We start from the raw sequence: 26,366 nt of genomic DNA on the forward strand, positions 1-26,366 counted from the left end.
ACCCGCAGCTATTTGTTCAGTCTTCGAATCACATCATACTGATGATCATGACTTTCAATGAATCCCTGGACTTTGGTCTCAATCCCTTCATAACTGTCGAATTCCACAAAGGCATCCTTCAGTTTTCTGATGATCTCCACGTCCAGATCTTTTCTTGCCGCCAGCACATCCTTGGGGATGTCTTCCGTTTTTGAAATGATCTCAATCTGGCTGATGTCAAGACCCTTCGCTTTTGCTGTATCCATAGCCTCGTTATAGGTGGCACCAGCATCGATTTCTCCAGCCAGCACCGCTTCGATGACATTGTCATGGTTTCCAAGGAAGTTCACCTGACTGAAAATCCTGTCCGGGTCCATCTTATGCTGCCTGATGCTGTCTCTGGCATAGAGGTAGCCCGATGCGCTGTTTTCATCCACATACCCGAAGCTCTTTCCTTTGAGATCGTTCATGGTTTTCACGGTTCCATCTTTCCTTGCGATGATGTATCCATTGTAGGAGGCTTTCCCGCTGACCTTAGGGGTCACCACAGGCACCACATCATGGACATCATGGGCGTTGACATAGGCGAAGGGAGAGAACCAGCCTACATCGATCATACCTTCTCCCACCCCATCACTTAAGGCTTCGTAGTTCTTCACGATGATGGTTCTTGCTTTTCTGTTCATGGATCGGGCCACCCTCTCCAGAATCGGCACATACATCTTCCGGATCTGAAGAGGAGAAATGAAGGGATTCACACCGAAGATGATTTCATCTTCCTTCCTGAGGCTGGCCGCCTCTTTCTGAAGCTTCTCCGCCACCTCACTGATCTTCTGCGAATAACTGAGCATTTCCTCATTCTTCCTGTTCTGGGTCTCCACAAGAGAAATGGACCGGGCTGTGATGGTATGGGTCTCCTCCACAGCGGTGGTCACGTCTTCAATGGCCTTTTCGATTTCCACTGTAGTATTCTTCTGGGCAAGAGAAACCTTGGTCAGCTCTTCCACATTGTCTTTCACATCTCTTAGAACCTGTCCGATCTCCTTGATGGCAGCAGAGGATTCTTTCACCACATGGTCCGCCTCTTCCATCTTTTCACCGATCTCTCCCATGGCTTTATTGGACCTTGTGATTTTCTCAAGGATCCCACGGATCACATCTTCTATGACGGTGATGGCTTCATCGGTCTGCTCCGCAAGCTTTCTGATTTCGCTGGCAACCACCGCAAATCCTCTGCCCGCTTCTCCAGCTCTTGCGGCTTCTATGGCCGCATTCAGCGCAAGGAGATTGGTCTGGCTGGAAATCTTACGGATGTAGTCCACAATCTCATTGATCTTGTTGGAGGATTCCTGCAGCTCCACATTGTTTTCTACCGCATCACTGATGAGATTTGCCAGATGACCGATGAATACGCTGATGCTTCCGATGGTTTCCTGATTCTTGTGAAGCATCTCGATGGACTTCACCGAGTGTCTTTCAATCTCCAGAACACTCTCGTTGAGGCTTGTGGTGGTGCCCACCAGTTCATTGACGCTGGCGTTGATTTCTTCAGAGCTTGCCGCATTCTGTTCACTGAAGGTGTCGATGTCATAGGAGATTTTCGCAAGCGTCTTGAAGGTGCTGAGATTGTCCTTGGATAGCCACAGCAGCTGCTGGGAATCAAACCCCATGTCCTCTGCAATCCCGAAAAGCGCTTCGTCCAGTGCACCTTTTTCTCCGTCCCCATTGCCTGCATGATTCTCCCTTTTTCCTTCTTCTCTATTTCGGAGCAGATGGTCTGCTCTGAAAACGACTAGAATGGATAAAAGTGCAGTAACGATTCCCCCTGTCATTCCGGCATCAAGTATGTGGTTGCCTACCTGCAGAAGGATCAGCATTCCTCCGGTGATGATGTAGTATAGCCCTTTTTTTCTGGTCATGATATTTCCTCCCCGATTTCTACTCTATTGCTCTATATTCCCGGATCCGGTCCCGGATCATCAGTGTCGTGCCTTTATAATACCTGCCGGTGATATCTCCTTCCTCATCCATGACCTTGCAGAAGGTTTCAATTTCGCTGGGGGTGCCGATGATGCCGGCTCTTATGAATTTCCCAGCCACAAGGGTCCCCCCCTTGACCACATTCCCCGGTCTTTCATAGCGAATCTCATTGCCTGCACTCAGCTTCGCCTGATAGCTGCCTTCCCCGGTGATGATGATGTCTCCGCTGGAGGCGATGATGGCGTTCTGCGCATAGACCACTTTGACCACTCTTTCATCGGAAAGCTCTTCCTTCATTCTCTCTTCCAGTTCCTGGAGTCTTTCATAAATCTCATTGAGCTCAATGAATCCATCCTTATGGAGAAGCTTGATTTCCTTGAAGCAGTGCACAAAGGATTTCCTGAGATCTTCCACGATCTTCATCTGGGTTTCATGGAAAAGAGAACGGATCTTGTCGATTTCAAGAAACACCTCATCCATCTTGTCTTTCCCCTGATGGATGCTGTCCATGATCTCCTGCACGCCTCGACTGTCATCCATCTGAAGTCCCGCAAAAATCTCCATGGTGATGCTGATGGCTTTTTCAACCAAGGGCAGAAGCACATGAAACGCACTGTTCTCGTCTCCCGCCTGGATTCTTCCTCCGATGATCTTTCCCTGGATCTCCACATTCTGATCCGAGAGAATCTCCGAATGGTAGACGGATCCGATGACGGAGATGTTTCCTGTGGCCTTTATGATCATATTGTCCTGGACATTGCCCTTGACCACCACGTCCCCATCAAAATCGATGTTCTCCGTATCCTTGTCCAGATCTCCCACAACAGTGAGTAGCGGCACAACCCCGACCTTCCCGTTTTTAAGATAGGGTCTTCCGTCTCTGGATGCATAGATTCTGTTTCCGTTCTGCTCGGCTCCGTCTGTGGCTTCGATGTCTCTGTCCTTCACTTCCAGCACCTGGATCTCATTGCCCCGGACATCCAGACCTGATGTTCCCTGCCTGGCCTCCGCCACTTTCTCCGCCAGAAGGGTTCCTTTTTCGATGACAGGCTCAAGGCCCCTCAGAATATCCTTCACGAAGATTTCCTTGCAGTAGACGATTTTCGCCGCTTCACTTTTCACTGGCGCTTTCCCCTTTGCTGCGGCAAAATGCACACTCTCTTTTTTCCCGCATGCCACTCTGAGCGCTTCCTCCTCTATGAACTCCGGAAGAACCCCTGTATCCAGAAGGATCCCTCTTATTTCCTCCACGGAAACAGTCTCACAGTTGAGGTCCTCTTCCCCTACAGTCAGGGAAGCTCTATGGGTCTTTTCCTGGTCTTCCAGGATGTAGTGCTTTCCTTTGACCCGATCGATCTTCAGATAGGCTATGAGATTGTCTTCGGAGAGCTCCACCCCGATGTGGACCTTTGGGTCGATGTCTGTCAGGATATACCCAACCTCATCTTCTTCTCTCAGCATCACGTTGCCTGACTTTTCTTCCCCATTGACAAGCAGCGTCATCTGAGGGTGATTGAAGAAAAGAGAAGCCTCGCTTCCTCGTCCTCTGGGATTTCTTGCCAGAATCTTCCCGTCTTTCACTTCAACGGTTCCGTTTTCGTTCTCTTTTTCTTTCGGCGCCTGATGCTCCATCCTGACTTCTATTTCATAGCGCCCAGGCGCTTTCCTCAGCCCCAGCATTTTCTTGTGCGGTTTTTCAATGACTTTCACCGCCAGGCTTTCTGCAGAGCATCCAAAATGAGATCCTGCCATAACAATCGCTTCTTCTCTCGTTCGTGCTTCAAATATCATCGTTTCTCCCTCCCCTTGAAAGTATCCTTGCAATACCTCTTCAAGGCCAACATGATTTTTGGCAGCCAGACCATCCTATCCGGTAAGGACTTAGACTCTTGGCTTTGCGTCACCACTTTTCAGATGGTTTTGCCTTTTGATTCGGTTCATCCTCTTAAACCGAAGGATCTTTTTCTCTGGATCCTTCCCTGGAAACCAGATCTTCTAACACCATCGCCTGATTTCCCCTCTTTATATAACACTTTAGTAATGATATCGGTTGTAATATTCAGTATTTAAGGTGTCATACTCAGAATATTGTCTTTTCTTCACTGAGATGTGTGTTTTCTTTCTGATTCACTTTAGTGCATCGCAAGAAAACACTCCCCTGGAAAAAGAGTTTCTTCTTTTTCCAGGGGAGTGAATCATCTACTATCAGATACTGAACTGCCCGATGACAGTCCTTAACTCGTCTGAGAGTTTCGCCAGATTTTCAGATGAACCTGCAATCTGAGCAATGGAAGCGGACTGCTCTTCCATGGAAGCGGAAGCTTCCTGGGTGGATGCGGAGTTTTCTTCCGATATGGCAGTCAGATTCTGCAGGGCATCCATGATGGCTTCCTTCATTTCCATCATGATCTTTCCGGATTCATTGAGCTTCTCTGTGTATTCGATGGAGAAGGTGGTGGCGGACTCAATGGCGCTGTACATCTCTTTACTGTTATTCACTGTTTCAGCCTGTTCGCTGCTGATGCTGAGCACTCTTTCCATGGTCTTCACTGCATTAGACGCATTCTTCTGAAGCTCTGATACGGTCTGATCGATGGCCTTGGTTGAACTGGCGGACTGCTCTGCAAGCTTTCTGATTTCTTCGGCTACCACGGCAAACCCTCTGCCTGCTTCTCCGGCTCTTGCAGCTTCGATGGCCGCATTCAGCGCCAGAAGATTGGTCTGGTCTGCAATGCTTGAAATCATGGCACTGGCCTGTCCGATGTTCTTGGCACTCTTATTTGTGAGGTCGATGATCTCAGCGATTTCTTTCACAGAAGCCGTGCTTTCCCCTGTGATAGCTGTAAGTTTCTCCATCTCGCTCATCCCCATCCCTACGATTTCCGCCACCTGCAGGGAAGATTCGTTCAGCTGAAGCATATACTCATTGTTGGTCTCTATGCTTTCACCAAGAGCGTTGGCCTTGGCGGAACCGTCTTCTGTGGAAGAAGCCTGCTCAGACGCTCCTCTCGCAATCTCCTCCACGGTACGGGACACTTCTTCGGAAGTGATGGCAGACTGCTCGGAACTTGCCATGAGCTGCCTTGATGAAGCAGCCACTTCTTCGGAGGAAAGACTCACTTTTGAAATGATGTCTCTGAAACTGTCGATGATGGACTGCAGAGCTCTTGAAATATCGCCCATTTCGTCCTTGGAAGAAAGCGCTTTCAGAGGAAGATCCTCTCTCAGATCAAGTTTCGCAAGAATCTTGGCCTTTTCCACCACCGGAAGAATCGGCTTAACGATTCTACTGCCAAGAACGTAGGTGAAGATGATCCCAAGAACCAGCGCCAGAAGTGAGATCCATGTAATATTGTTTCGAAGCGTATTGGCTGTACCCAGCACTTCTGCTTCTGATGCAGTCACAACCAGTGTCCACTCTGTTCCTTCGATGGGGGAATAGGCTGCAAAGTAGTGATTGCCATTCAGCTCATACTCGGACGCTCCCACTCTGGTTTCCAGTATTTTCTCAAAGAGCTCCGCTGCCGATTTCTGACCGGGGTCTGTTTCCTGAAGCTTTATGGGATTTGCCTGACTGTTCACCTTTTCCAGATCCTTATGGGCAATGACTGTTCCCTCAGCATCAATGATATAGGCGTATCCCGTATCTCCATAGCGGATTCCTTTGGTCAGGGTGCTCAGGGTTTCTCCCTTGTATCTTCCAAGAAGTCCGCCCACCACTCGTGTGTTCATGTAGATGGGCGTGGCATAGACAAGAACTGTCTCCCCAGTGGCCGGGCTGATGCCGAAGTAGCTGACCTGTTCTCCGGAAAAGATTTCCATAACCTGGTCATCCGATGGAAGCTGAACCACATTTCCTGAGGTATAGTTCAGTGTCTTGTCAGGTCGGATCACCGCAATATCGTCAAACTCCAGTTTCGGAAGCTGTCTTCTGATGATGGCATACTGGTCTTGCAGTCCCATGGCTTTCATCTGGTCCAGCTCTGCAAGAACCTCCAGAGAAAGCCTCTGGGTGTGCATTTCGCTCTCCACAAGTTTTGTACCTTCAATGGCCTTATAGGAAAGGTCCCGCACCGCCTTCTCTTTCATCATATCGGAAGCTGAAATGGTGGTCACAGCGCCCAGTGCAATGGTGATGAGCGCGATGAGCGCCGTGAAGCTCAGGATCAGTTTACTTCTAATTTTCATGTTCTACCCTCTTTCATACTTTGTCTGAGAAATATATTTCTCATGATTCTCATCGTAATGATTACTCTATCCAAAGAGCTCAATGCTCTAGCATCCCCTTTTCTATCCTCACATCCTCTACTTTCGTCTTTATGAAATAATGGATTAATAAAGTGAATGTCAAACCACAACGCATTGGATAGTAGTCAGACCATTTATAATATCGACCACCTAGAGAAAATGTTAATATCCGGGCAAAAGAAAAAACCACCCGTAGGTGGCATTTAGTAGTGAAAAACCGTTTCTTCTTCCTATCTGATTTTCTTTATCCCTTTTATGACATATGCAAGTCCGATTCCGATGAATCCGCCAGCCGTACCAAGAAGGAAATTGCCCGTTAAGACGCCTAGTCCCATGCCGATGATGAAGCCCCCCACAATCAGATTCTCATCCAGATCTTCCTCATCCTCTTCTTCTTTTTCCGATTGAGACACGTTTTCTCCCGTGTACTCCTGATTCATCAGTTCGTCCAGCGTCATACCATAGAATTCGCTGAGCATTTTCATTTTCTCCATATCAGGGTAAGCTGCAGCTGTCTCCCATTTTGAAATGGACTGCCTCGTGATATGAAGTTCCTTAGCCAGCTCTTCCTGAGATATCCCTTTTTTCTTTCTTAGATTTTTCAGCTTTTCCGAAAAAGTCATCCTGCCTCACCTCTACTAGATTATACTTCACACCACTTCCTTTTCAAAGAAAAGTCCGGTTGCATCTTCGCACTTTCCGGTTGCGCCGGGACATATTGAGATCATAGCCCTGTCAGCTTCTCCACTTTGATCCAATCGGTAAGAAAACCACCCTCAGGTGGTTCTCTTCAGTCTTCTTCAATTTCTGATTAGTCTACTTTGAAAGAAATCTTTACATTCACTCTGTAATTTACGATTTCTTCTCCTTCAACAATAGCCTGCATATCTTTCACATATACACTCTTGATGTTCTTCACTGTCTTGGCGGCTTCTTTCACCGCTACTTTTGTGGCTGCTTCAAATCCATCTTTGGATTCCGCCAGAACTTCGATTACCTTAACTACTGACATTTACTTACCTCCTATTGAATATTCATTACGAATATCATAACAAGGAAGTGAAGCGATACTATGACAATTGAAGAAACATTCTGTAAAGTTCCCTAGCTGACGGAATCTACTTCTCCTTTCTTCCCTTGAAGGATGGAAAGCACCACCAGCACCATCATCATGATGAGCACCACCACAATGGCGCTCATGCCCGCATAGATGCCGAAGGCATCCGAAAGGGCTCCCGTGAGAATCGGCATCACGATGGCACCGATGCCTCCAAGAAGAAGCAGCACCCCCATGGCCATGGGGAAATCCTTGATGGTTCTACCGACTTTGGAAACCGTGGTGGGGTAAATCCCCGCCATGGATAGTCCGATTCCGAAGATGGCGATGGTGATCAGCGTCACATTGGTTGTGGATAATAGAAGGAAATAGAACAGCACCGTACCTGTGGTGGTCACAAGAAGAAGGGTCTCCTTCTTTATACGGTCGCCATAGAAGCTTACTGCAAGCCTTCCTGCAAGAATCGCCATCCACAGCATGGATGCAAGCCCCTGGGCATAGCCGATGGTCATGATGTCCGCATCCACGAAATACTTCACGATCCATCCGTTGATGGTGGCTTCTCCTGCCAGGTAGAAGAAGAGAATGCCCGCATGAACCCAGAAAACCCTGGACTTCAGAAACTCGTAGCCTTTCTTCCCTTCCTTCACCTGAACCTTCTCCTTCATATCCATTCTGGAGAAGAATATGACAGATATGGAAGTAAGTACAATGATGATCATGGCACTGAGTCTCCATCCGTTGTCTCCGGCAATTTTCGTTGAAAAGATCACGAGAATCGGTGCGATGATGGCGCCAACTGCAAATACACTATGCAGAAAGCTCAGCGCCGAAGGACTGCTGTCCGACACTTCATTGACCATGGTGTTGTTGAAGTTGCTGACGCTTCCTCTGCTGATTCCTGTAAAAAGAAAGGCAACTAGAAGAAGGAGTGGGCTTCCCGTTACGATCATCAGCGTAAATCCGATGACCACAAAACTGGAAAGCATCACGATGGATCTTTTTCTGCCCAGATAGAGCGGCAGGATTCCAGCGATAAATCCTGAAGCAAGATTCCCCAGGGAATGGGCAGAGATCAGTGATCCGCTTAACGTATCGGATAGACCGTACTCACTGCTTATAAGCGGAAGCAGTGAACCCATGACCATGGCAAAAATACCATTGACAAAAAACACATAAAATACCGCATTCAGGATGAACTTCTCTCTCTTATCCAGTCTGGTATAAAAATTTTCTCGTTGCATAGCTAAAATATCCTCATCTTTCTAATTCTCTTCCAGGAAACCTGTCTCCTGATGAAGGGGTTTCATGATTTTCTCTTTCTGTTTTATTCTTGAAATGGATGAAAGGCAGACCTTTTCAGTCTACCTTTTCCCGATCTTTATGCTTTTATGAAATAATCCGCATACTCTCCATAGATCTTGTCACCAAGTCTTTCGATTCCACCGTTGAGATGTTTCGTGATCATCTGCTCCACTTCCTCGAAGCGGTCTTCCCGGATCATCTCCACAATCTTTTTATGCTCCTCGTAGATGGCATGAAAGTTCTTCACCACGACGATATCAAGCATTCGAAATCTGGTATAGTGAACAAGAAGCTTCTGAATCTCTTCCCAGACAATGCATTTGTCCGTTTCAACAAACCAGTTCTTGTGGAATTCGCTATCCAGTGCATAGAACTCATCCGGTGTGAATTCTCCCTGCAGCAGCTTGTCCTGCTTTTTCAGGCTCTCTTCCAGTCTTCTGAGTAAATCATCACTTTTACTTTTCATGGCATCCCGGATGACTCGGGATTCAATGGCGGTTCTCATGTAGATCAGCTGCCGGATGCTGTCAAAATCCAGAAGAGATACATAGCTCGCTTTATAGGGTATGGAGTGGATGAGCCCTTCATCTCTCAGTCTCTGCATCACGTGCCTGCTGGGTGTTCTTGAAATGCCGTACTTGTCACAGATGATCTGCTCTGTGATCATGGTTCCGGGTTTGATTTCAAGACTGAGAATGTCCTTCTTCATGAGTTCATAGACATCATCACCCATGGTATTGGCTTTATATAAATTGTTTCTTTCCATGATGATTTCTCCTTGCATTGCTTTTTAACCGATTTATTCTGCCTATCTCAGATCGTTCATATCCACGTGGTCCATATCGGTGAACTCGATGTTCTCTCCGCACATGCCCCAGATGAAGGTGTATTTTCCTGTACCCACTCCGCTATGGATGGACCAGCTTGGAGAAATGATGGCCTGCTCATTGCTCACGACAATGTGCCTTGTTTCCTGGGGCTGTCCCATCATATGGAAGACCTTGTCATTCTCATGGAGGTTGAAGTAGAAGTACACTTCCATTCTTCTCTCATGGGTATGGCATGGCATGGTGTTCCATACGCTTCCAGCCTCCAGCTTCGTCATGCCCATGACCAGCTGACAGCTTTCCACCACATCAGGGTGCACATACTGATTGATGGTTCTCTTGTTGAGATTCTCCGTGCTGCCCAGATGCACCTTCTTCGCCTCTTCCAGCGTGATGATCCTTGTGGGGAAGCTGTGATGCGCCGGTGCGCTGTTGAAGTAGAATTTCGCGGGGTTTTCTCCATCCACGCTCATGAATTCCACGTCTTTCGTGCCCATGCCGATGTAGAGTCCGTCTTCCGGATTCATATCGAACACTTCTCCGTCCAGCTTCACTTTACCAGCTCCACCTACATTGATTACCCCGGCTTCTCTTCTCTGGAAGAAAAACTCGGTGCCCAGTTCCTTTCCAGCACCCAGCTTGACCCCCTCTTTCACCGGCATGATACCTCCTGCGATGATTCTGTCGTTGTGGGAATAGACAAAGTTTGCCTCATCTGCCGCAAACACTTCTTCTATCAGGTAATGGTCTCTGATTTCTTCTGTAGTATAAAATTTAGAATCTTCCGGATGTGTGGAATATCTTGTTTCCAGTTTCATTTTTATCCTCCTATTGGTCTCTGTTCGTTGTTTCTGTAACCTGTGTCTTCTTTGTTCTTATCTTGCCAGCCATCCGCCGTCCACCGCCATGGTGAATCCGTTCATGTAGCTTGAAGCCTCTGATGCCAGGAATACGCAGGGTCCGCCCATATCTTCCTTGGTGCCCCACCTGCCCTGAGGGATTCTCTTTAGAATCTCATCGCTTCTCTCCTCATCCTTTCTCAGCGCTTCTGTATTGTCTGTGGCCATATAGCCTGGTGCGATGGCATTGATGTTGATGTTGTACTTTGCCCATTCATTGGCCATGGCCATGGTGATGCCCTTGACGCCAGCCTTGCTGGCTGTGTAGGATGGGACTCTTATGCCGCCCTGATAGGAGAGCATGGATGCGATGTTTATGATCTTTCCTCCGGTGCCCTGCTTCACATACTGTCTGGCAGCCGCCTGGGATAGAAAAAACACCGTCTTCAGGTTGATGTTCATCACATCATCCCAGTCCTTTTCCGTGAAATCCAGTGCGTCTTCCCGTCTGATGATACCGGCATTATTCACAAGAATATCCATATGTCCCATCTTTTCCACTGTCTCTTCTATGACCCGGTCAACGGTCCTTGTATTTCTAAGGTCGGCAGTGATTCCATGGAAACGTCTGCCCATCTCCGTCACAAGCTTCTCTGTTTCATCCAGCGTTGTGGACCCTACACCTACGATATCCGCGCCCGCTTCCGCTAAAGCCAGTGCGATGCCCTGACCCAGTCCAGTTCTTGCACCTGTCACAACAGCAACTTTTCCTTTTAATGAAAATCGATCCATTGCAGCCTCCTTGTTTTTTAGATTGTATACATCATATACAATCATTGTATCCTCTATACCCTTTCCTTGCAACCACTTTGACATCTATTCATGAAAGGTTCACCTCTCCTCTGCTATGCTAATTATATTTTTCACAGATAGCAGACTCAATTATGAGAATTTTTCTCTTCTCTTCAGTCTCAGTATTTTCATAATATCTTACCAAAATAAGGAAAGGCAGGCTATTCAATGCCCACCTTCTCCTATGAAGCAGATTCTCCTGTACAGAACTTCTGCTGTACTGACCTCTTTTTCTGTTTATCTTTTATCAGGAAATGTTACCGCTCTAATCCACCCTGATCTTGATTACGCATTTTCTGATGGCCGTTTCATCACCGGATATGCACTGTGGTCTATGAACATCCTCCGGGAACAGCACTGCAAAATCTCCGGGTTTCAGATCAAGAAAAGTCTCTCCATCCAGATTTCCGTCATAGAAGCAGATATCCTTTTCCTCCAGTTCATCCAAGGTGACCTTCAGGGCACTGCTTTTTCTGATGTATCCGATTTTTTCTCTTCCTTCTAGAAGGAACTGAATATCGATGTGCTTTCTGTGAGATTCCGGTCTTCTCGATGCCTTCTCCTCTGTATGGACTGAGGTCACAAACCCGAAGATGGTTCCCTCTTCCAGAACGAATTTTTCATCCTTCACAGTATCAGGATCCAGGTTCTCCAGAAAAGCAAGCGCTTTATGAAGTCTGTCGGTATAGATCTTTTCTTCTTCTTTCCATGTTCTGATTGTACTGAATATCATATTTACACCTTTCCCTTCAAAGTTCGTTCTACTTGACTTTTATTATTTCACAAGATCAAGAAGTCTTGGCAGTGTCATGGACAGCTCAGGCAGGAAGGTTACAAGAAGCAGGATCACCGCAGTGACAATGAAAAACGGAATCAGTCTCCTGAATACCTGTTCTATGGTTACGCCACCTACTTTGCAGCCGGTGAACAGGATAGGACCCACCGGTGGTGTGATGGTGCCGATGCAGAGATTGAACACAATCATGATACCGAACTGCACCGGATGCATGCCGAAGCTCTCCGCCATGGGCAGGAAGATCGGTGTGAAGATCAGCACTGCTGGAGTCGGATCCATGAAGGTTCCGATGACCAGAAGAATCACATTCATGATGAGAAGAATGATGATCTTGCTGGATGTGATGCCCAGAAGCGCATTGGCGATGATCTGGGGAATATTGGTGAAAGCCATGACCCAGGACATGATGGAAGATACGCCGATCATGAAAATGACAATAGCCGTCATTCTTGCCGAATCCAGAAGAATCCTGGGAAGATCCTTGGGTTTCAGCGCTCTGTAGATAAAGGATAACACGAGCGAGTAGACCACCGCAATGGCGGAACCCTCTGTGGCTGTAAAGACACCCTTTAAGATACCACCGATGACAATGACAATGAGAAGAAGACTTGGAATGGCATCCAGAAACACCATGAGTCCTCTTTTCAGGGAATAGCTGTCTTTAGAAATATACCCTTCTTTCTTCGCCATGATCCCCGCAATGATCATGACCCCAAGACCCCATAGAATTCCTGGGATATATCCCGCGATGAAAAGGGCGGAAACGGATACGCTGCCCGCCACCGTGGAATAGACGATGAGGGTGTTGCTTGGCGGAATCAGCATGCCCGTAGGGGCTGACGCGATGTTCACCGCCGCACTGAACTCCTTGCTGTACCCTTCCTTTTCCTGAAGAGGACCCATGGTGCCACCCACAGCAGCAGCTGCCGCAACTCCGGACCCACTGATGGCTCCGAAAAGCATGTTGGCAACGATGTTGGACTGGGCCAGGGAGCCAGGCAGCTTCCCGCTGATGACCTTGGCGCAGTTGACCAGTCTTATGGCGATGCCGCCATTGTTCATGATGTTTCCTGCCAGAATGAAGAATGGAATGGCCAGCAGGGAAAAGGAGTTCGTTCCAATGAACAGTCTCTGTGCCGATGTGACCATGGCATTCTCGAAAGGGAGAATCAGTGCCATGGCAAGAGTTGAGGATAGGCCGATTCCGATACTGATGGGTACTCCGATGATGAGAAGGATCGGTACCGCAACCAGCATAATAAGACCTGCCTGTAATGCAATATCCATATTAGATGGCCTCCTTTACGCTGACATGTCTCTGATCCAGCGTTTCCTTGATGTTGTAGATGCAGTAGAAGATGATGCACACGCCACTGAAAGCGATGGCGGAGTAGATGACACCCATGGGAATCTGAAGCGCCGCATCGGTCTGTCCCATCTGGTTTCCAAGGGAGATGAATCCTCCGTAGATCATAACACCCACTGCAAAAACCGCTACCACGATTTCGCTTAGAATATCAGCGGCTACTCTGACATTGCCCTTGAACTTGTCCTTGATGAAGACGATGGCCATATGGTCTCTCTTTCCAAACACATAAGCTGCTCCATACATGACCAGCCACACGAAGAGGTACTGGGAAAGAACTTCCGTCTTCGCACTTGGATTATTAAGAAAATATCTTGTGAACACCTGCCAGGAAACAAGGATCGTCATGATGCCCATGATCGCTATGCAGAATATTTCTAGAATCCTATCCAAACCATTCTTGATTGTTTTCATATTTTGCTCCTTTTGCAAATAGGGTTTCTTCATGAAAGAGAATCTGGAAAGCACGCTTCCCAGATTCTCAAATGCCTGCCTTTACTTACTTTACAAGTCCTCTGATGGCTTCATAGATTGCCTTGGCACCTTCTGAAGCAGCTGTCACTTCATCATGAAGCGGCTTCACGTTTTCCTGGAAAGGCTTGATGTCGACTTCAACAAATGTTGCGCCGTTTTCCACTGCGATTTCCTTGGCAGCTGCCACACTCTCATTCCATACTTCAAATTCGTTGATGATGGTTTCCTTCATCAGATTATCAAAGATTTCCTTGTTCTCAGCGGTCATACCATTGTAGATGTCATCATTGATGATGATCAGATCCGGTACCATAAGATGCTGTGTGTAGGAGAAGTATGGCGCGATTTCATAATGCTTGAGATCCGCGTAAGTCACTTCATTGTTTTCTCCACCTTCAAGAACACCCTGCTGCACTGCTGTGTAGACTTCACCCTGGCCCATCGGTGTACCAACGCCACCCATAAGGTCCAGCATCTTCACCATGGTGTCTGATTCCATGACTCTCACTTTATATCCGGCCAGATCTTCTGGTGTTTCAATCGGCTTGTCTGTATATACATTTCTTGAACCTGCTGTGAATGATCCTGCAACAAAGAATCCATTGGATTCTGTGGAAGCGAAGAGTTCATCCAGAACACCTGATGTGAACACTTCCTTCTGATGATCCAGACTGTCGTAGATGTATGGAAGTCCGATTACGGCAAATTCCTTGCTGAAGTTTTCAACGATAGGGTTTCCTACCACTGCCATGGCGATGGTTCCGGACTGCACAAGCTCCGCTGTGGCTCTCTGGTCTCCAAGAAGCGCATTGGGCGCGATTTCAAGGCTGTATGCTCCGGCGGTTTCTTCCTTCAGCTTTTCACCGAAAGTTGCCAGCGCCTTGTACTGTGGATGATTCTCAGACTGGTTGAACGCAATCTTCAGAACCGTTTCCTTTACTGCTGCTCCGTTTCCTTCTTCTGCTGCTGGCTTGTCTGCTGAACATCCTGCCATTACGCCTAGTGCCATTGTTACTGCCATCATGATTGATACGATCTTTTTCATATCGTCCCCCGTTTAATTTATTTTATTTTTTACTTGATACTGCTTCTGACTTTTTTTCTTAATCCTTCTGACTATCTCAGGTCCTGCATATCCACATGGTCCATGTCGGTGAACTCGATGTTCTCTCCGCACATGCCCCAGATGAAGGTGTACTTCCCTGTGCCGACTCCGCTATGAATGGACCAGCTTGGCGAAATGATGGCCTGCTCATTGCTCACAACGATATGCCTTGTCTCCTGAGGCTGTCCCATCATATGGAAGACCTTGTCATTTTCATGAAGATTGAAATAAAAGTACACTTCCATTCTTCTTTCATGGGTATGACATGGCATGGTGTTCCATACACTGCCTTCTTCCAGTCTCGTCATGCCCATGACCAGCTGACAGCTTTCGCATACTGCCGGATGCACATACTGATGGATGGTTCTCTTGTTGAGGTTTTCCACGCTGCCCAGATGCACTTTATTGGCCTGTTCCAGTGTAATGATTCTGGTGGGGAAGCTGTGATGGGCCGGTGCACTGTTGAAGTAGAATTTTGCAGGATCATTTTTGTCCTTGCTTAGGAACTCCACATCTTTCGTACCCATACCGATGTATAGTCCGTCATGCTGTCCGATGTCAAACAGCTCCCCGTCCACTTTCACCTGACCCGCTCCACCGATATTGATGATTCCGCCTTCTCTTCTCTGAAAGAAAAACTCTACGCCGAGTTCCCTTCCCACTCCGAGGATGACACTTTCATTCACCGGCATGATTCCCCCTGCGATGATTCTGTCATTATGGGAGTAGACGAAATTGGCTTCGTCTGCCATAAACACTTCTTCCACCAGGTAATGGTCTCTGATCTCTTCCGTGGTGTAGTGTTTTGAATCTTCGGGATGAGTCGAGTATCTTGTTTCTAATCTCATATGGTTCTCCTTCTATGTCTATCTTGCAAGCCATCCGCCGTCAACAGCTACTGTGAATCCGTTCATATAGCTGGATGCTTCAGATGCCAGGAATACCGCAGGTCCACCGATGTCTTCCTTGGTTCCCCATCTTTCCGCTGGAATTCTGGCAAGAATCTCGCTGCTTCTTTCTTCATCGGATCTCAGTGCTGCTGTATTGTCTGTAGCCATGTACCCAGGTGCGATGGCATTGATGTTGATGTTGTATTTCGCCCATTCATTGGCCATGCTCATGGTGATGCCCTTTACGCCGGACTTGCTTGCTGTGTAGGAAGGTACTCTGATTCCACCCTGATAGGAAAGCATCGATGCGATGTTTACGATCTTGCCACCGGTTCCCTGCTTCACATACTGCTTTGCCACTGCCTGGGACAGGAAGAATACAGTCTTCAGATTGATGTCCATGACGGAATCCCAGTTCTCCTCTGTGAAATCCAGTGCATCCTGTCTCTTGATGATTCCTGCATTGTTCACAAGAATATCCACATGCCCCATGGCTGCTACTGCTTCAGAAACGATTCTATCTACAGGCTCTATGCTTAGCAGATTGGCTTCAATACCAACAAACTTTCTTCCCATATCCGTAATCATCTTTTCCGTTTCAGGCATGGCGATGTGCGCCACTCCAACAACATCAGCGCCTGCTTCAGCCATAGCCAGTGCAATGCCCTGCCCCAGTCCTGTTCCTGCTCCTGTTACAATGGCAACTTTACCTTCTAATGAAAAATTTATCATTTCATCCTCCTCAAATTGTATTCATCGTATACGATGTATACAATGTATACGACCATTATAATCACAAAATCTGTAAACGTCAACAGCTACCCTAAATTTAATTAATCTTTTCACAATTTGATGATATATCATGGTATCCAATGCTTTCCAAAGGCAGGTCATTGAAATTGCCGGAAAACAAAAAAAAGATTCTTCAAGTCTTTCTTCCAATTTCGGAAGCGTACTTGAAGAATCTTCGGATCGGGTGGGTGTTTCCGCTATTTGCATTTTATAGGGGCACAGGTTCAGCAGTAAATCTTTATTCACCAAGGAGAGTGACATTTTTTATTTCTGTGCCCTTTATACAATCTATGTTTCGCTGGAAACATAGGATTTGTAGAAATGATCATTGTTCAGCAGCAGCTCACTGAAACTGCCTTCTTCCACGATGGATCCCTTATCCATGATAAAGATCCTGTCATATTTTTCCATGAGAGATTTCGTCAGTTTATGACTGATGGATAGGACCGTCATTTCTCTCATGTTGAGAATCAGCTCTTCCAGCTCATAGTCAGATTCATTCTTTTCTGAACCTGCTGTTTCGTCAAGAATCAGTATAGAGGAATGATTCATCAGAGCTCTTGCCACTGAGATTCTTTTTCTGTCATCTTCAGTAAACTCGTTTCTTTCCATCCTGTGATCTCCTTCTTCTTTTGTAAGAAGGCCTACTCTCCCCAGATTCTCTCTAACTGTCTCTTTGTCACAGTTTTGGGAAAGAACCACGTTGCGGTAATAATCGCCTTCCAGAACAGGGATGTCTTTACTGATCAGTGAAAGCTCCCCTGATAATCTGCTTCTGCTTATTCTTTTCAGATTTTTCTCTTTTACAGTGACTGTTCCTTCATAGGACTGAATTCTTTTTGTCAGTATGCCAAGAAGGGCATCCACACCAGAATCTTCATTTCCCAGAATCAGATACTTCTTCCTTGGCAGAAAACTCATGCTGACTCTGTCTAGGACCTTCTCCTGCCCTCTTCTGAAGCATAATTCCGAAATGGAAAGTTCTTTCTGGCGGCCAGTACCAGCAGCTTCTTCGTAACTGAAGTTCCTCCTGACCAGTGCCATGGGATAAGTTAAACTCTGCTCCAGGTATCTCTCTTCCAATAAGACAGGGTTCCTTATGGACGTCACTACATTCACTATTTTCTCTTTTACATGCAACATGCTCATGGGAAACCTCCTTATTCGCTTACTTGTGCAGATGTAATACCCCTTTCAGATGTCTGGGATTAGTTATCCCCTGATTCAAAAGGCTCAATGATTGAACTTCTCTGGAATACACGAGGAATATCGTTCTCACCGGCATAGGCTCGTACGGATAACACCGTACTGAACAGTAAAACAGCAACTAGCATTTTTGCGATAAACTTTTTGGCCATGATTTTTTCCTCCTTAAAGACATAATTGTATTTTATGCCTTTATTATACGAGTTATTTTGGAGGACAAACCCCGAACTTCTTCGGGATTTTGGGGGTATTTTGAACAAAAATGCTTAAATCTCAAAATAATTGCCATGATTTGAAAACATTTCCGTCTTCAGACAGCAAATTTGATTTCATTTCATGGCAGGTATATTTATACATAATAAGCAAAAATATGAATTCGTCTTACTATTCACAATTCAGCTGAGAGAAGATTCCTTTCCGAATGTTCCATATCACTTTATTCTTATGTGTTATTCTTAAAGTAGAAGATATCTTGTGAAACGTCAGTAAATTTTAAGACTATTTCACATGGATAGGATATACATGAAGAAACAGATGTTTTACAATGAGAGTAAGAAACACTTAAATGAGGTATATACATGTTTATCAGTTACAATCTATTGGAATTCGGAGAAAAGCTGAAGGAACTGAGAAAAAGTCTCGGTTTCAGTCAGGTGGAGATCCAGAAACTGGCCGGTGTCAGTTCCGATGCCCTTCGTCGTATAGAAAAAGGTGAAGTGATTCCAAGGTACGAGACACTGGAACTGCTCTCTTCCATCTATAAGGAAGATCTTCTGGAACTCCTTAAAAACGCCAGGTCCAACAAGCTCCTTACAGAATATCATGATGAACTGGATGATATCATCACCTGTTATGATGATCAGAAAATGAAAAAGCTTGAAGAGGATATCAGACTTGGATTCACTGGCAAGAATGAATCGTCCATCGTCAATCCCAATGAAGTGATCCAGTTTCTCCTTCTCATAAGAGGCGCATCGCTCTATCATTCTCGATTTTCAAGTGACCACAAGGATGCAAGAAATATTCTGCAGGATGCCCTGAAACTCACCATCCCGAAATTCAAACTGGAAGACTATAAGGGATATAAATACAGCTACATAGAATTACGAATACTTCTCCTGCTTTCCATCCTCATAGCAGAAGACCAGGAAGTGGCCATGAGCACAAAGATTCTATATTTTATTCTCGACAGACTGAAAGCCAGTACCACTTCAAAATATCAGGATTTCCTGATCATCAAGATTTACGCAAATATTTCATATAACTATCATCTGGAAGACAATCACAAACGTGTAATCAGGGCTGCCAATGAGGGAATCGCATACTGTCTCAGTCGAGAGCTGACCCACGCATTGAGCTCACTTTACTACAGAAAAGGGATCGCAGAATTCAAGCTACATCACAAAACCTATAAATCCTCTCTGTTCTCCTCCTTCTTCATTCTGAAGATAACGGGAAATCAGGAGCTTCTGGATATCTATCTTGAAGTCACGGAAGAACAGTACGGCATCGAGATTCCCACTGAATTTCTGAAAAGCAAATGACGCCCCCAACGGGACGTCATTTTTCATCTTTATTGTTTTTCTTTGCACCTTATTCTGCTTACACGGATACAGCTTCATTTCAGTTTTTAATCCAGATACGTATCCTTCTTTCTTTCTCCACTGTTCACTACTTCTATGATATCATCCAGATCAATGTCTGTTTCAGAAACCGCAAAGTAATCTCCTGTAAGGATCAGATTCGAAATATAGGGTGCTGCTATGAGATGCTCCATGTCATGAGGCACTCCTATGACTTCTCCGGTTGAAAGGATCACGGAGCCTGTTCCTTCTCTTAAAAGATTGCTTCCCATGAGTTTATCGCTGTAGGTTTCTTCCTCTGCACCTAGTAGATAAAGAAGTGTAGGCAGCATATCCACCTGTCCTCCAATGGTGTCTACTTCGATCCCTTCCATACCTGGTATGTGGATGAAGAATGGCACCTTTTTGTTGTTTGCAGGAAGATTGGATTCATGATACTTGTGGACTCCTTCATGATCGCCGAAAACGATGATGGCGGTATTATCCAGCTCACCCTTTTCTTCCAGCTCCTCATAGAACTTTCCTAGATGATAATCCGTATAATGGATGCTTTCCAGGTATCCTGCGTCATGATCTTCTCCCGGTACCCCAAGATAACGATGCTCTTCTTCAATGGTGAACGGCGTATGGGAGGTGACGGTCATCACATAGGAATAGTATGGTCTTGAGGTCTTTTCAATTTCCTTTACGGACTGTTTGAACAGGGATTCATCCAGAATACCCAGACCGCTGTACCTTTTGTCTTCAAAGAGATCCTCATGGATATAGTCGTCGATGCCGATATTCGGATAAACGATGTCTCGGTTCCAGAATGTGTCCTTGTCCCCATGCACCGCCATGGTATGGTATCCGCTTCGCTGAAGAAGTCTTGGCAGGGCGAAGTACGTATTTTCTCCATAGCTCATGAAGGCACTGCCCTTCTGTGCAGGGTAGAGTCCTGTATTGAACATGAGCTCTGAGTCTGAACTGACCCCTTCCTGGATCTGCTCGTATACGTTCGGGAAGCTGATGCTGTTTTCCATCAGCTTGTTGATGTTCGGTGTGATCTCCTGTCCTTCGAACTCGTAATCCAGCACGAAGCTTTCCAGCGATTCAAAGTGAACCACAATAAGGTTCTTTCCTGCCAGAATTCCTTTCAGGTCTTCATACTGCTGATCTATGCTGAAATGGGTGCTGTTTTTATTGAACCAGGCATCCACTTCGCTTACTTCTTCTTCACTCAGTCTCTTCACACTGTCTCTTACATAGGCTGCCATATTGATCATATGATTACCCACCGGAGAAAGCATCAGTGCATGGTTTTCGTAGTTTTCGATGCCCGCAGTCTTTGCCACAGTGAAAAACTGTGTCAGCATGACGATGAAGCTCATGGCGAAAGCCGTACCGAAAAGACTGATCTTCTTCAGTGTCGCCTCTCTGTTTCTCTTCACCGCTTCCGTCTCCCTTTTCACGATGCCCTTGCTCTTTAGCACAAAGTACAGGGCAAAAGGAAGATCGGTGAATACAAGGAAGTTCAGATTCATGAAGTATTCCCCGGTGCTGGCTGCAAACTCAGGACTGATGTTCTTGAGGTACAGCACATAGAGACTGAAGAGTCTGTTGAGCCCGTCAAAATAGGTCATGTCCGCATAGAATGTGATGGAGTAGAATGCGTTGACCAGAAACAGGTAGATCAGTTTCTTTCTTCCTTCAAAGAGGAAGGAGAAGGAAACGATGACGCTGATGGGCGCAAAACTCAGAAGACTCATGAGAAATATTCTGGGACTTGCCTCATAGAGCGTCACCAGAAGAAATAGGGATTTTAAATATAAAACCACGACCAGAATCAGTGGTAGTGTCCATTTGTTTTTTGTCAGTCTTTTGATCATCCTGTCCATACATTTCACCTCTTGCACCTTCCGTGCACAATTCTTTGAATCTATCATACCAAAAACCATTTATAATACTATAGTTTCGACATTTGTTTAAGATAAGCTTCATCCTTCCTTAAGTATTCGGAAACATATTTAACCGAAACTATAACATTCCGATTTTTTTGTGATTCTTTATACATAATCAGGCTCCGTCTATTCTCTTTTCTCAAAATGATTCTATAGACCCTTCTTCTTCTTTGGAATTGAATCTATAATAGAGATAACGCATTTTTATCTAAGCATATCTTTAGACTTTTATTATAGTACCATAGTTTGATGAAAATAAAATGAAAAACTTTCTTAAATTGAAATAAAAACTGCCATCTGGTCACTCTAATAAGTAAAGGGGGGATGAAACCATTGGGACTTTTCACGAAAAAACCACTGACAAAGGACTCCTATCTTTCATTCATCACATCCTATAAAAGCATCATGTTTAAGATCGCTTATGGTTACCTGTCCAGTGAGGCGGATGCACTGGAAGCTGTGGATGAAGCCGTCTATTTAGGCTATGCGAAGCTCAAACAGCTGAAGGACCCGGACGCTTTGAAGTCCTGGGTCACCAGGATTCTCATCAATGAATGCCACAGAATCCTTAGAGACCGGAAAAAGGAAATCCCCGCTGAGCATCTGCCTGAAATCGAGGCAGTGGAAACCGAGACGTCCATGACTGTGAAAAGCGCCGTGGAGAATCTTCCGGAAGAGCTGAAGGAAATCATCATCCTGCGGTATTTTGCCGATTACAGCGTCAGAGACACCGCTGTTTTTCTGGATCTTCCCCAGGGAACCGTAGCCACCCGCTCAAGGAAGGCACTGGAGCTTCTGAAAGAAGATCTCATCTCCATGGAAGGAGGTTTGCGCCATGAATCCCTATGAAGACAGCCTGAAAAATCTCATTGAAGAGAATATCACCGAGCCCTCTGCCCTTTCCGGCGTGGAAGAGCGCTTTGAAAAGCGATTCAGGAAAGAAAGAAGAAAGAAAAGAATCAAGATCAGCTCCGCCGTGACTAGTCTTCTTCTCATTTTCATGTTCATCACCGCCAACACCGATACCGCCTGGGCGGAAAACATCAGAAAGATTCCCGTGTTGAAGGATTTTTTATCCGCCATGTCCTTTCTCACTCCTTATGAAGATGATCTGGATGAACTAGGGCTCCTGTCCGAGAGTGGAGATTATCAGATGTATCTCCAGTATGCTTTATCCGATGATAAGAATATCAGATTCTATTTTGAAACCTCTGAGAACATCAACCTGGATGACTACGACCGTCTGAAGATTGAGCACTTCAAAGTCTATGATCTGAAAACAAAAGAAGAGTATGGACAGTATTTCTATCTCGGTGAAGCGGTCACCTCCGGAAATTTCAACGATCACTATTTCAGCCTTATGGGGATGCTTCCACCAGGAAGCGATCTTTCTTTCCCGGAGGAGCTGGGCATCGAATTCAGCGCAGTGATCTTACGGGGGGAGGCCGGTACGAAGGAATACTACAAAGTGATTGGCTCAGAAGCTTTGGGAGAATTCTCCTTTGAATTGAAGCTGGAAAACATGATAGAAAGACCAAGAAATGACATCAACGTCTCCCTTGACCTTCTCGGAAACAACCTCATTGTGAAGTCTCTGGAAACCAGTTCCCTATCCACCATCCTTCTCTTTGAAGAAGAACCTGATAACAAAGACCGTATCGTAAGCATCAGAGGAAAGGTTCTGGACGCTGAAACAGGAAAGGTCATAAGAGATAACCTGGACTACCAGGTCTTCAGTAAAGCACACCCTCAATACGGCATCTTTCTTGATCTATCCCGACTGTCTTCACAGCCGGGCAGACTGGAACTGGTCATCGATGGCGTGAAGCTTCTGGACAAGGAAGAGGAGTACATCACCTTCACACCAGCAGAGAAAACCGTCGACAAGAGCATGACGAACATTGAACTGACCACCTATTCTACAGGATACAAAACGCTGCTTGGTTTCAAAGTGACCATAGAGGATCCTGAAGGGTTTGATGGTATTTTCCACTACGAGTATGAAACAGGAAGCGGCGAGAAAAAACGCATGCCTATGGGCAGCTTTCAGAATCTCGGTGAATATAGAAATATTTCCTATATCTTCGAAGAGGACATCAATGATACAATCACACTAAGAAGAACCGGCAGTGAAATGCCCCTCCAGAAACTGGAACAGCCCATAAGAATACCTATTGATGTCCCTGAAGAATTTGAACCTGCACCTTAACATCCTGAAAGGAAGTGAGCATATGAGTTTTAACTTTGATCAGAACAGACACGTGGCCAATCGAGTGGGTCAGGAAGTGGAAATCAAGGAACAGGCCAGAAAAGAGAAGAACCGGATGGAGATACCAGATGAGGAAAAAAGAGACAAGGAGAATTTTTCCTATAAAGCGCAGAAGAGAAAGAGGCTTCTTCGAAACCTCACAGGTATCCTTGCCATTCTAGCCATCTTCTATGTGATCTACTGGTTTGCAACCAGACTGTTCCTGTAGAAAAATGAGAAGGACAGGTGATGAAGGCGCTTAGAGCCCATGCATCACCTGTCCTTCCATGCTTACAGATGAAATATCAAGGAGGAAAACACTATGAATAAGAGACCCATTACCCTGCTGCTCCTGCTGATCCTAAGCGTCATGAGCATTTCCGGCTGCACCAGGGAAGAAGAAACCATCTACAACCGCAGCATCGTGGTGGATACCCAAGTGCTGCCCTTTTATGAGAGCAGCCTGACCTATAATGCAGAGCCGGAAGAAGAGATCAGAACCAAGCTCTATACGATACTCAATGAAACCCTGGCAAACCTTCCAGGGAGCATAGACTATGTCATTGTGAATCATGAGGGAGAGGATCTCACCGATGAATTTCTTGTGGAAAAATCTCCTTCCCATAATGAAATGAGAGAAATGATCACAAAAATCAAGGAGAACGGATATCTGGTGGTAAGTAAAGACGCCTACAGAGTGACCACCATCGAAAAGGAAATTGATGCTCTTTTTGATGGAAAACGTCAGGTGGTATCAGCGACACTTGAAAAAGTACTGCAAGATAACAGAGAGGCTTATAAAAATAAAGATTATCAAGCAATCAATCTGTATCTGAGAAAAAACAGCATCAAGGTCTATGACCCGCTCCCAACTCAGAACAACTAATATTAGAGCCCTGTCATCTACTATAAAATAATTTCAGTATTTCATGAATTTTTTCAGATTCCGTAATGAAAAACCGTACCTGGATACTCTAATAGGTAAAGGAGGCGAAAAATGGGTTACTTTAACAGAAAAGGCATCGACAAGGATGCCTACATCAGACTGATTGAGCAGTACAGAGAAACCATGTATCGCATAGCCTATGGATATCTTGGAAACGAAGGAGAAGCTCTGGAAGCCATCGACGAAGCCATCTATCTTGGTTATGCCAAAAGAAAGACCGTGAAAGAGCCGGACTATGCGAAGACCTGGCTCACCAGGATACTCATCAACGAATGCTACCGGATGCTCAGAAAAAGAGGCCATCTTTCCTTTTATGAAATTCCACCGGATGTGGTCGATGAAAGAGAAGAACCCATTTCCCTAAGTACGAAGCTCGCGCTTCAGTCCCTTCCAGAGGATCTTCGCCAGGTCATCATTCTACGCTATTTTGCGGACATGACCATCCGGGAAACAGCGGAGTTTCTGGGCATTCCCGACGGAACGGTATCCTCCAGGGCCAGAAAAGCGTTGTCCATCCTGAGAATTGAGCTGATGGAGGAGGAAGGAGAAAAAATCCATGAAAAAAAGTCATGAAAACTGGAATGATTTCCATAAAGAATCAGAAGACTATCCCGATGCACTCTATGAGACCACAGACAGACTGGAACAGAGAGTGAGAAAAGAAAAGAGAAAGAAAAGACTACTTTATTCAAGCATACCCACCACGGCAGCAGCGCTTCTCTTTGTGATTCTCATGAACACCAGCGTTGTATTCGCTCGCACCATGGCAGACATTCCCATCCTTTCCAGGATTTCGGAACTGGTCATGTACAATGAACCCCTGAAAAGCGCAGTGGAAAACAGAAACATCCAGTATGTGAACCTCAAAGCTGAAAACGGAGATTTGGAGCTGAAGCTCCCCTACGTCATCGCCGATTCCAAAAACCTTGTACTATTTCTTGAAATGCCTGAGAATCTGGAGCTATCCGGAGACGAAGTCTATGTTGTCAACATCGATTACCTAAGAGATCTATCAAATGATAATTTTATCTCCGATGGTTTTTTCAGCAATTCTGGAAGCTATATAACAGGTCAGAACCCCCTCATGCAGGTCAATATTGAATTTGTGGAGGAAGATCTGCATCGCTATTCCATTCAGGAAGGACTTCCACAGAATTTTGAACTCTCATTGTCTTTACAGAAGTATAAAAGAGGAACTGATCCTGAAGAAGGTCTTCTATCCGTAGATGCCTTCAAATTCGAACTTTCTCTGGATCCTTTCAAGGAGCCAGTCATTTACCCACTCAATGAGGAAGTCGTCATCGAAGGACAGAAGATCCTCTTCAAGGAAATGGTGAGCTATCCGGTTCGTTCTGAAATCATATTTGAATATCCAGAAGCAAATGATTCGGACATAAATCTTCGACTCTCCCTTCTTGAGGACGGAGGAATGACTTCATTAAGCGGCTATGCACAGATACAAAGACATCATGATGGTGCTGCAAGACAAACCATCCATATTCGAAGTGACTACTTCAATCCACCTAAGTCTAGAAGCATCAGTATAGATAGTTACACCATCAAACCGAAGAATGAAAACAGTCTTTATCAGATCGATCTTGAAAAAAAGACGATGAGTCCCGAAATTGATGGAATCAAACTCGCAGACATATCTCATGAAGATGGCTTGCTTGTCTTCATATTTAACGCTACTGAACAGTATCCCTATTCTCTGATTTCATTCTTTCTCGGTGATGGTCAATTTATTGATATCGTGAAAGAAGTAAGACGAAGTGATTATACTTATCTTTATTATATTGAAGATAAAGAATATGAAACTCTGGAGATTATCCAAAGTATAGGCCCTGAGTATATCCTAGAAGAACCCATTCTCATTCCAATACCAGTTGGTAACTAGTGTACAGATAACCTAAAAGGCTCATGAACCGGAATT

The 26,366-nt window shown here is 45.5% G+C and carries 25 protein-coding genes and 1 riboswitch; of the genes, 7 read left to right on the forward strand and 18 right to left on the reverse strand.

Features of this window, described 5'->3' with window-relative positions:
• Positions 1 to 8 precede the first annotated feature (8 nt).
• The 17 genes from phnD to ACHAL6_RS02335 all read right to left on the reverse strand — a co-directional run bounded on the left by phnD (position 9) and on the right by ACHAL6_RS02335 (position 17,868).
• Positions 9 to 1,898 (reverse strand): phosphate/phosphite/phosphonate ABC transporter substrate-binding protein, encoded by a 1,890-nt coding sequence (gene phnD, locus ACHAL6_RS02255; protein ID WP_395268538.1) that lies wholly within the window; start codon positions 1,896 to 1,898, stop codon positions 9 to 11.
• A 19-nt stretch (positions 1,899 to 1,917) separates the two neighbouring features.
• Positions 1,918 to 3,750 carry a FapA family protein gene (locus ACHAL6_RS02260; protein WP_395268540.1) on the reverse strand — a complete coding sequence of 611 codons (1,833 nt, stop codon included), beginning with the start codon at positions 3,748 to 3,750 and terminating at the stop codon, positions 1,918 to 1,920.
• 57 nt (positions 3,751 to 3,807) lie between these two features.
• Positions 3,808 to 3,894: riboswitch (cyclic di-GMP riboswitch) on the reverse strand.
• A gap of 270 nt (positions 3,895 to 4,164) precedes the next feature.
• A complete protein-coding gene (locus ACHAL6_RS02265) occupies positions 4,165 to 6,147 on the reverse strand; it encodes a methyl-accepting chemotaxis protein (RefSeq protein ID WP_395268542.1) in 1,983 nt (660 codons plus the stop codon).
• Positions 6,148 to 6,437: 290 nt separating this feature from the next.
• Complete coding sequence (locus tag ACHAL6_RS02270; RefSeq protein WP_395268543.1) at positions 6,438 to 6,830, reverse strand: helix-turn-helix domain-containing protein; 393 nt, start codon at positions 6,828 to 6,830, stop codon at positions 6,438 to 6,440.
• 188 nt (positions 6,831 to 7,018) lie between these two features.
• A complete protein-coding gene (locus ACHAL6_RS02275) occupies positions 7,019 to 7,219 on the reverse strand; it encodes a dodecin family protein (RefSeq protein ID WP_395268545.1) in 201 nt (66 codons plus the stop codon).
• Between the two features lie 92 nt (positions 7,220 to 7,311).
• Entirely contained in the window at positions 7,312 to 8,508 is a 1,197-nt protein-coding gene (locus ACHAL6_RS02280) for an MFS transporter (protein ID WP_395268547.1), read from the reverse strand.
• Positions 8,509 to 8,645: 137 nt separating this feature from the next.
• On the reverse strand, positions 8,646 to 9,335 hold the full coding sequence (locus tag ACHAL6_RS02285; protein WP_395268548.1) for a GntR family transcriptional regulator: 690 nt from the start codon (positions 9,333 to 9,335) through the stop codon (positions 8,646 to 8,648).
• Positions 9,336 to 9,377: 42 nt separating this feature from the next.
• Positions 9,378 to 10,214: a 5-dehydro-4-deoxy-D-glucuronate isomerase gene (kduI, locus tag ACHAL6_RS02290; RefSeq protein WP_395268550.1), complete on the reverse strand. Its 837-nt coding sequence runs from the start codon at positions 10,212 to 10,214 to the stop codon at positions 9,378 to 9,380.
• A gap of 57 nt (positions 10,215 to 10,271) precedes the next feature.
• Entirely contained in the window at positions 10,272 to 11,027 is a 756-nt protein-coding gene (gene kduD / locus ACHAL6_RS02295) for a 2-dehydro-3-deoxy-D-gluconate 5-dehydrogenase KduD (protein WP_395268552.1), read from the reverse strand.
• Positions 11,028 to 11,352: 325 nt separating this feature from the next.
• The gene (locus ACHAL6_RS02300; protein WP_395268554.1) at positions 11,353 to 11,820 is read right to left on the reverse strand and encodes a YhcH/YjgK/YiaL family protein; all 468 of its coding nucleotides are present in this window, start codon (positions 11,818 to 11,820) and stop codon (positions 11,353 to 11,355) included.
• 42 nt (positions 11,821 to 11,862) lie between these two features.
• Entirely contained in the window at positions 11,863 to 13,170 is a 1,308-nt protein-coding gene (locus ACHAL6_RS02305; protein ID WP_395268556.1) for a TRAP transporter large permease, read from the reverse strand.
• Between the two features lies 1 nt (position 13,171).
• Positions 13,172 to 13,663: a TRAP transporter small permease gene (locus tag ACHAL6_RS02310; protein WP_395268558.1), complete on the reverse strand. Its 492-nt coding sequence runs from the start codon at positions 13,661 to 13,663 to the stop codon at positions 13,172 to 13,174.
• Positions 13,664 to 13,748: 85 nt separating this feature from the next.
• A complete protein-coding gene (locus ACHAL6_RS02315; RefSeq protein ID WP_395268560.1) occupies positions 13,749 to 14,768 on the reverse strand; it encodes a TRAP transporter substrate-binding protein in 1,020 nt (339 codons plus the stop codon).
• Between the two features lie 71 nt (positions 14,769 to 14,839).
• Complete coding sequence (gene kduI, locus ACHAL6_RS02320) at positions 14,840 to 15,676, reverse strand: 5-dehydro-4-deoxy-D-glucuronate isomerase (protein ID WP_395268562.1); 837 nt, start codon at positions 15,674 to 15,676, stop codon at positions 14,840 to 14,842.
• 18 nt (positions 15,677 to 15,694) lie between these two features.
• On the reverse strand, positions 15,695 to 16,450 hold the full coding sequence (gene kduD, locus ACHAL6_RS02325; protein WP_395268564.1) for a 2-dehydro-3-deoxy-D-gluconate 5-dehydrogenase KduD: 756 nt from the start codon (positions 16,448 to 16,450) through the stop codon (positions 15,695 to 15,697).
• 348 nt (positions 16,451 to 16,798) lie between these two features.
• Positions 16,799 to 17,659 (reverse strand): ATP-binding cassette domain-containing protein, encoded by an 861-nt coding sequence (locus ACHAL6_RS02330; protein ID WP_395268566.1) that lies wholly within the window; start codon positions 17,657 to 17,659, stop codon positions 16,799 to 16,801.
• Positions 17,660 to 17,718: 59 nt separating this feature from the next.
• Positions 17,719 to 17,868: a hypothetical protein gene (locus ACHAL6_RS02335; protein WP_395268568.1), complete on the reverse strand. Its 150-nt coding sequence runs from the start codon at positions 17,866 to 17,868 to the stop codon at positions 17,719 to 17,721.
• Between the two features lie 426 nt (positions 17,869 to 18,294).
• Here ACHAL6_RS02335 and ACHAL6_RS02340 point away from each other — a divergent pair, with 426 nt between their 5' ends.
• Positions 18,295 to 19,260, forward strand: a complete 966-nt coding sequence (locus ACHAL6_RS02340; RefSeq protein ID WP_395268570.1) for a helix-turn-helix domain-containing protein — start codon at positions 18,295 to 18,297, stop codon at positions 19,258 to 19,260.
• 86 nt (positions 19,261 to 19,346) lie between these two features.
• Here the strand turns inward: ACHAL6_RS02340 and ACHAL6_RS02345 are convergent, their stop codons facing one another.
• On the reverse strand, positions 19,347 to 21,176 hold the full coding sequence (locus ACHAL6_RS02345; protein ID WP_395268572.1) for an LTA synthase family protein: 1,830 nt from the start codon (positions 21,174 to 21,176) through the stop codon (positions 19,347 to 19,349).
• Between the two features lie 387 nt (positions 21,177 to 21,563).
• On the opposite strand from ACHAL6_RS02345, the gene ACHAL6_RS02350 reads away from it, so the two are divergent.
• The 6 genes from ACHAL6_RS02350 to ACHAL6_RS02375 all read left to right on the forward strand — a co-directional run bounded on the left by ACHAL6_RS02350 (position 21,564) and on the right by ACHAL6_RS02375 (position 26,330).
• On the forward strand, positions 21,564 to 22,088 hold the full coding sequence (locus ACHAL6_RS02350; RefSeq protein WP_395268574.1) for a sigma-70 family RNA polymerase sigma factor: 525 nt from the start codon (positions 21,564 to 21,566) through the stop codon (positions 22,086 to 22,088).
• A complete protein-coding gene (locus ACHAL6_RS02355) occupies positions 22,075 to 23,448 on the forward strand; it encodes a DUF4179 domain-containing protein (RefSeq protein WP_395268576.1) in 1,374 nt (457 codons plus the stop codon). Before ACHAL6_RS02350 ends, ACHAL6_RS02355 begins: the two co-directional genes overlap by 14 nt.
• Before the next feature lie 22 nt (positions 23,449 to 23,470).
• On the forward strand, positions 23,471 to 23,716 hold the full coding sequence (locus tag ACHAL6_RS02360) for a hypothetical protein (RefSeq protein ID WP_395268578.1): 246 nt from the start codon (positions 23,471 to 23,473) through the stop codon (positions 23,714 to 23,716).
• Between the two features lie 93 nt (positions 23,717 to 23,809).
• Positions 23,810 to 24,373: a hypothetical protein gene (locus tag ACHAL6_RS02365; RefSeq protein ID WP_395268580.1), complete on the forward strand. Its 564-nt coding sequence runs from the start codon at positions 23,810 to 23,812 to the stop codon at positions 24,371 to 24,373.
• A 111-nt stretch (positions 24,374 to 24,484) separates the two neighbouring features.
• A complete protein-coding gene (locus ACHAL6_RS02370; RefSeq protein ID WP_395268581.1) occupies positions 24,485 to 25,006 on the forward strand; it encodes a sigma-70 family RNA polymerase sigma factor in 522 nt (173 codons plus the stop codon).
• Positions 24,990 to 26,330, forward strand: a complete 1,341-nt coding sequence (locus ACHAL6_RS02375; RefSeq protein WP_395268582.1) for a DUF4179 domain-containing protein — start codon at positions 24,990 to 24,992, stop codon at positions 26,328 to 26,330. Before ACHAL6_RS02370 ends, ACHAL6_RS02375 begins: the two co-directional genes overlap by 17 nt.
• Positions 26,331 to 26,366: the final 36 nt, after the last annotated feature.

This window comes from Proteiniclasticum sp. C24MP (genome assembly GCF_043951855.1).
Lineage (GTDB): Bacteria > Bacillota > Clostridia > Clostridiales > Clostridiaceae > Proteiniclasticum.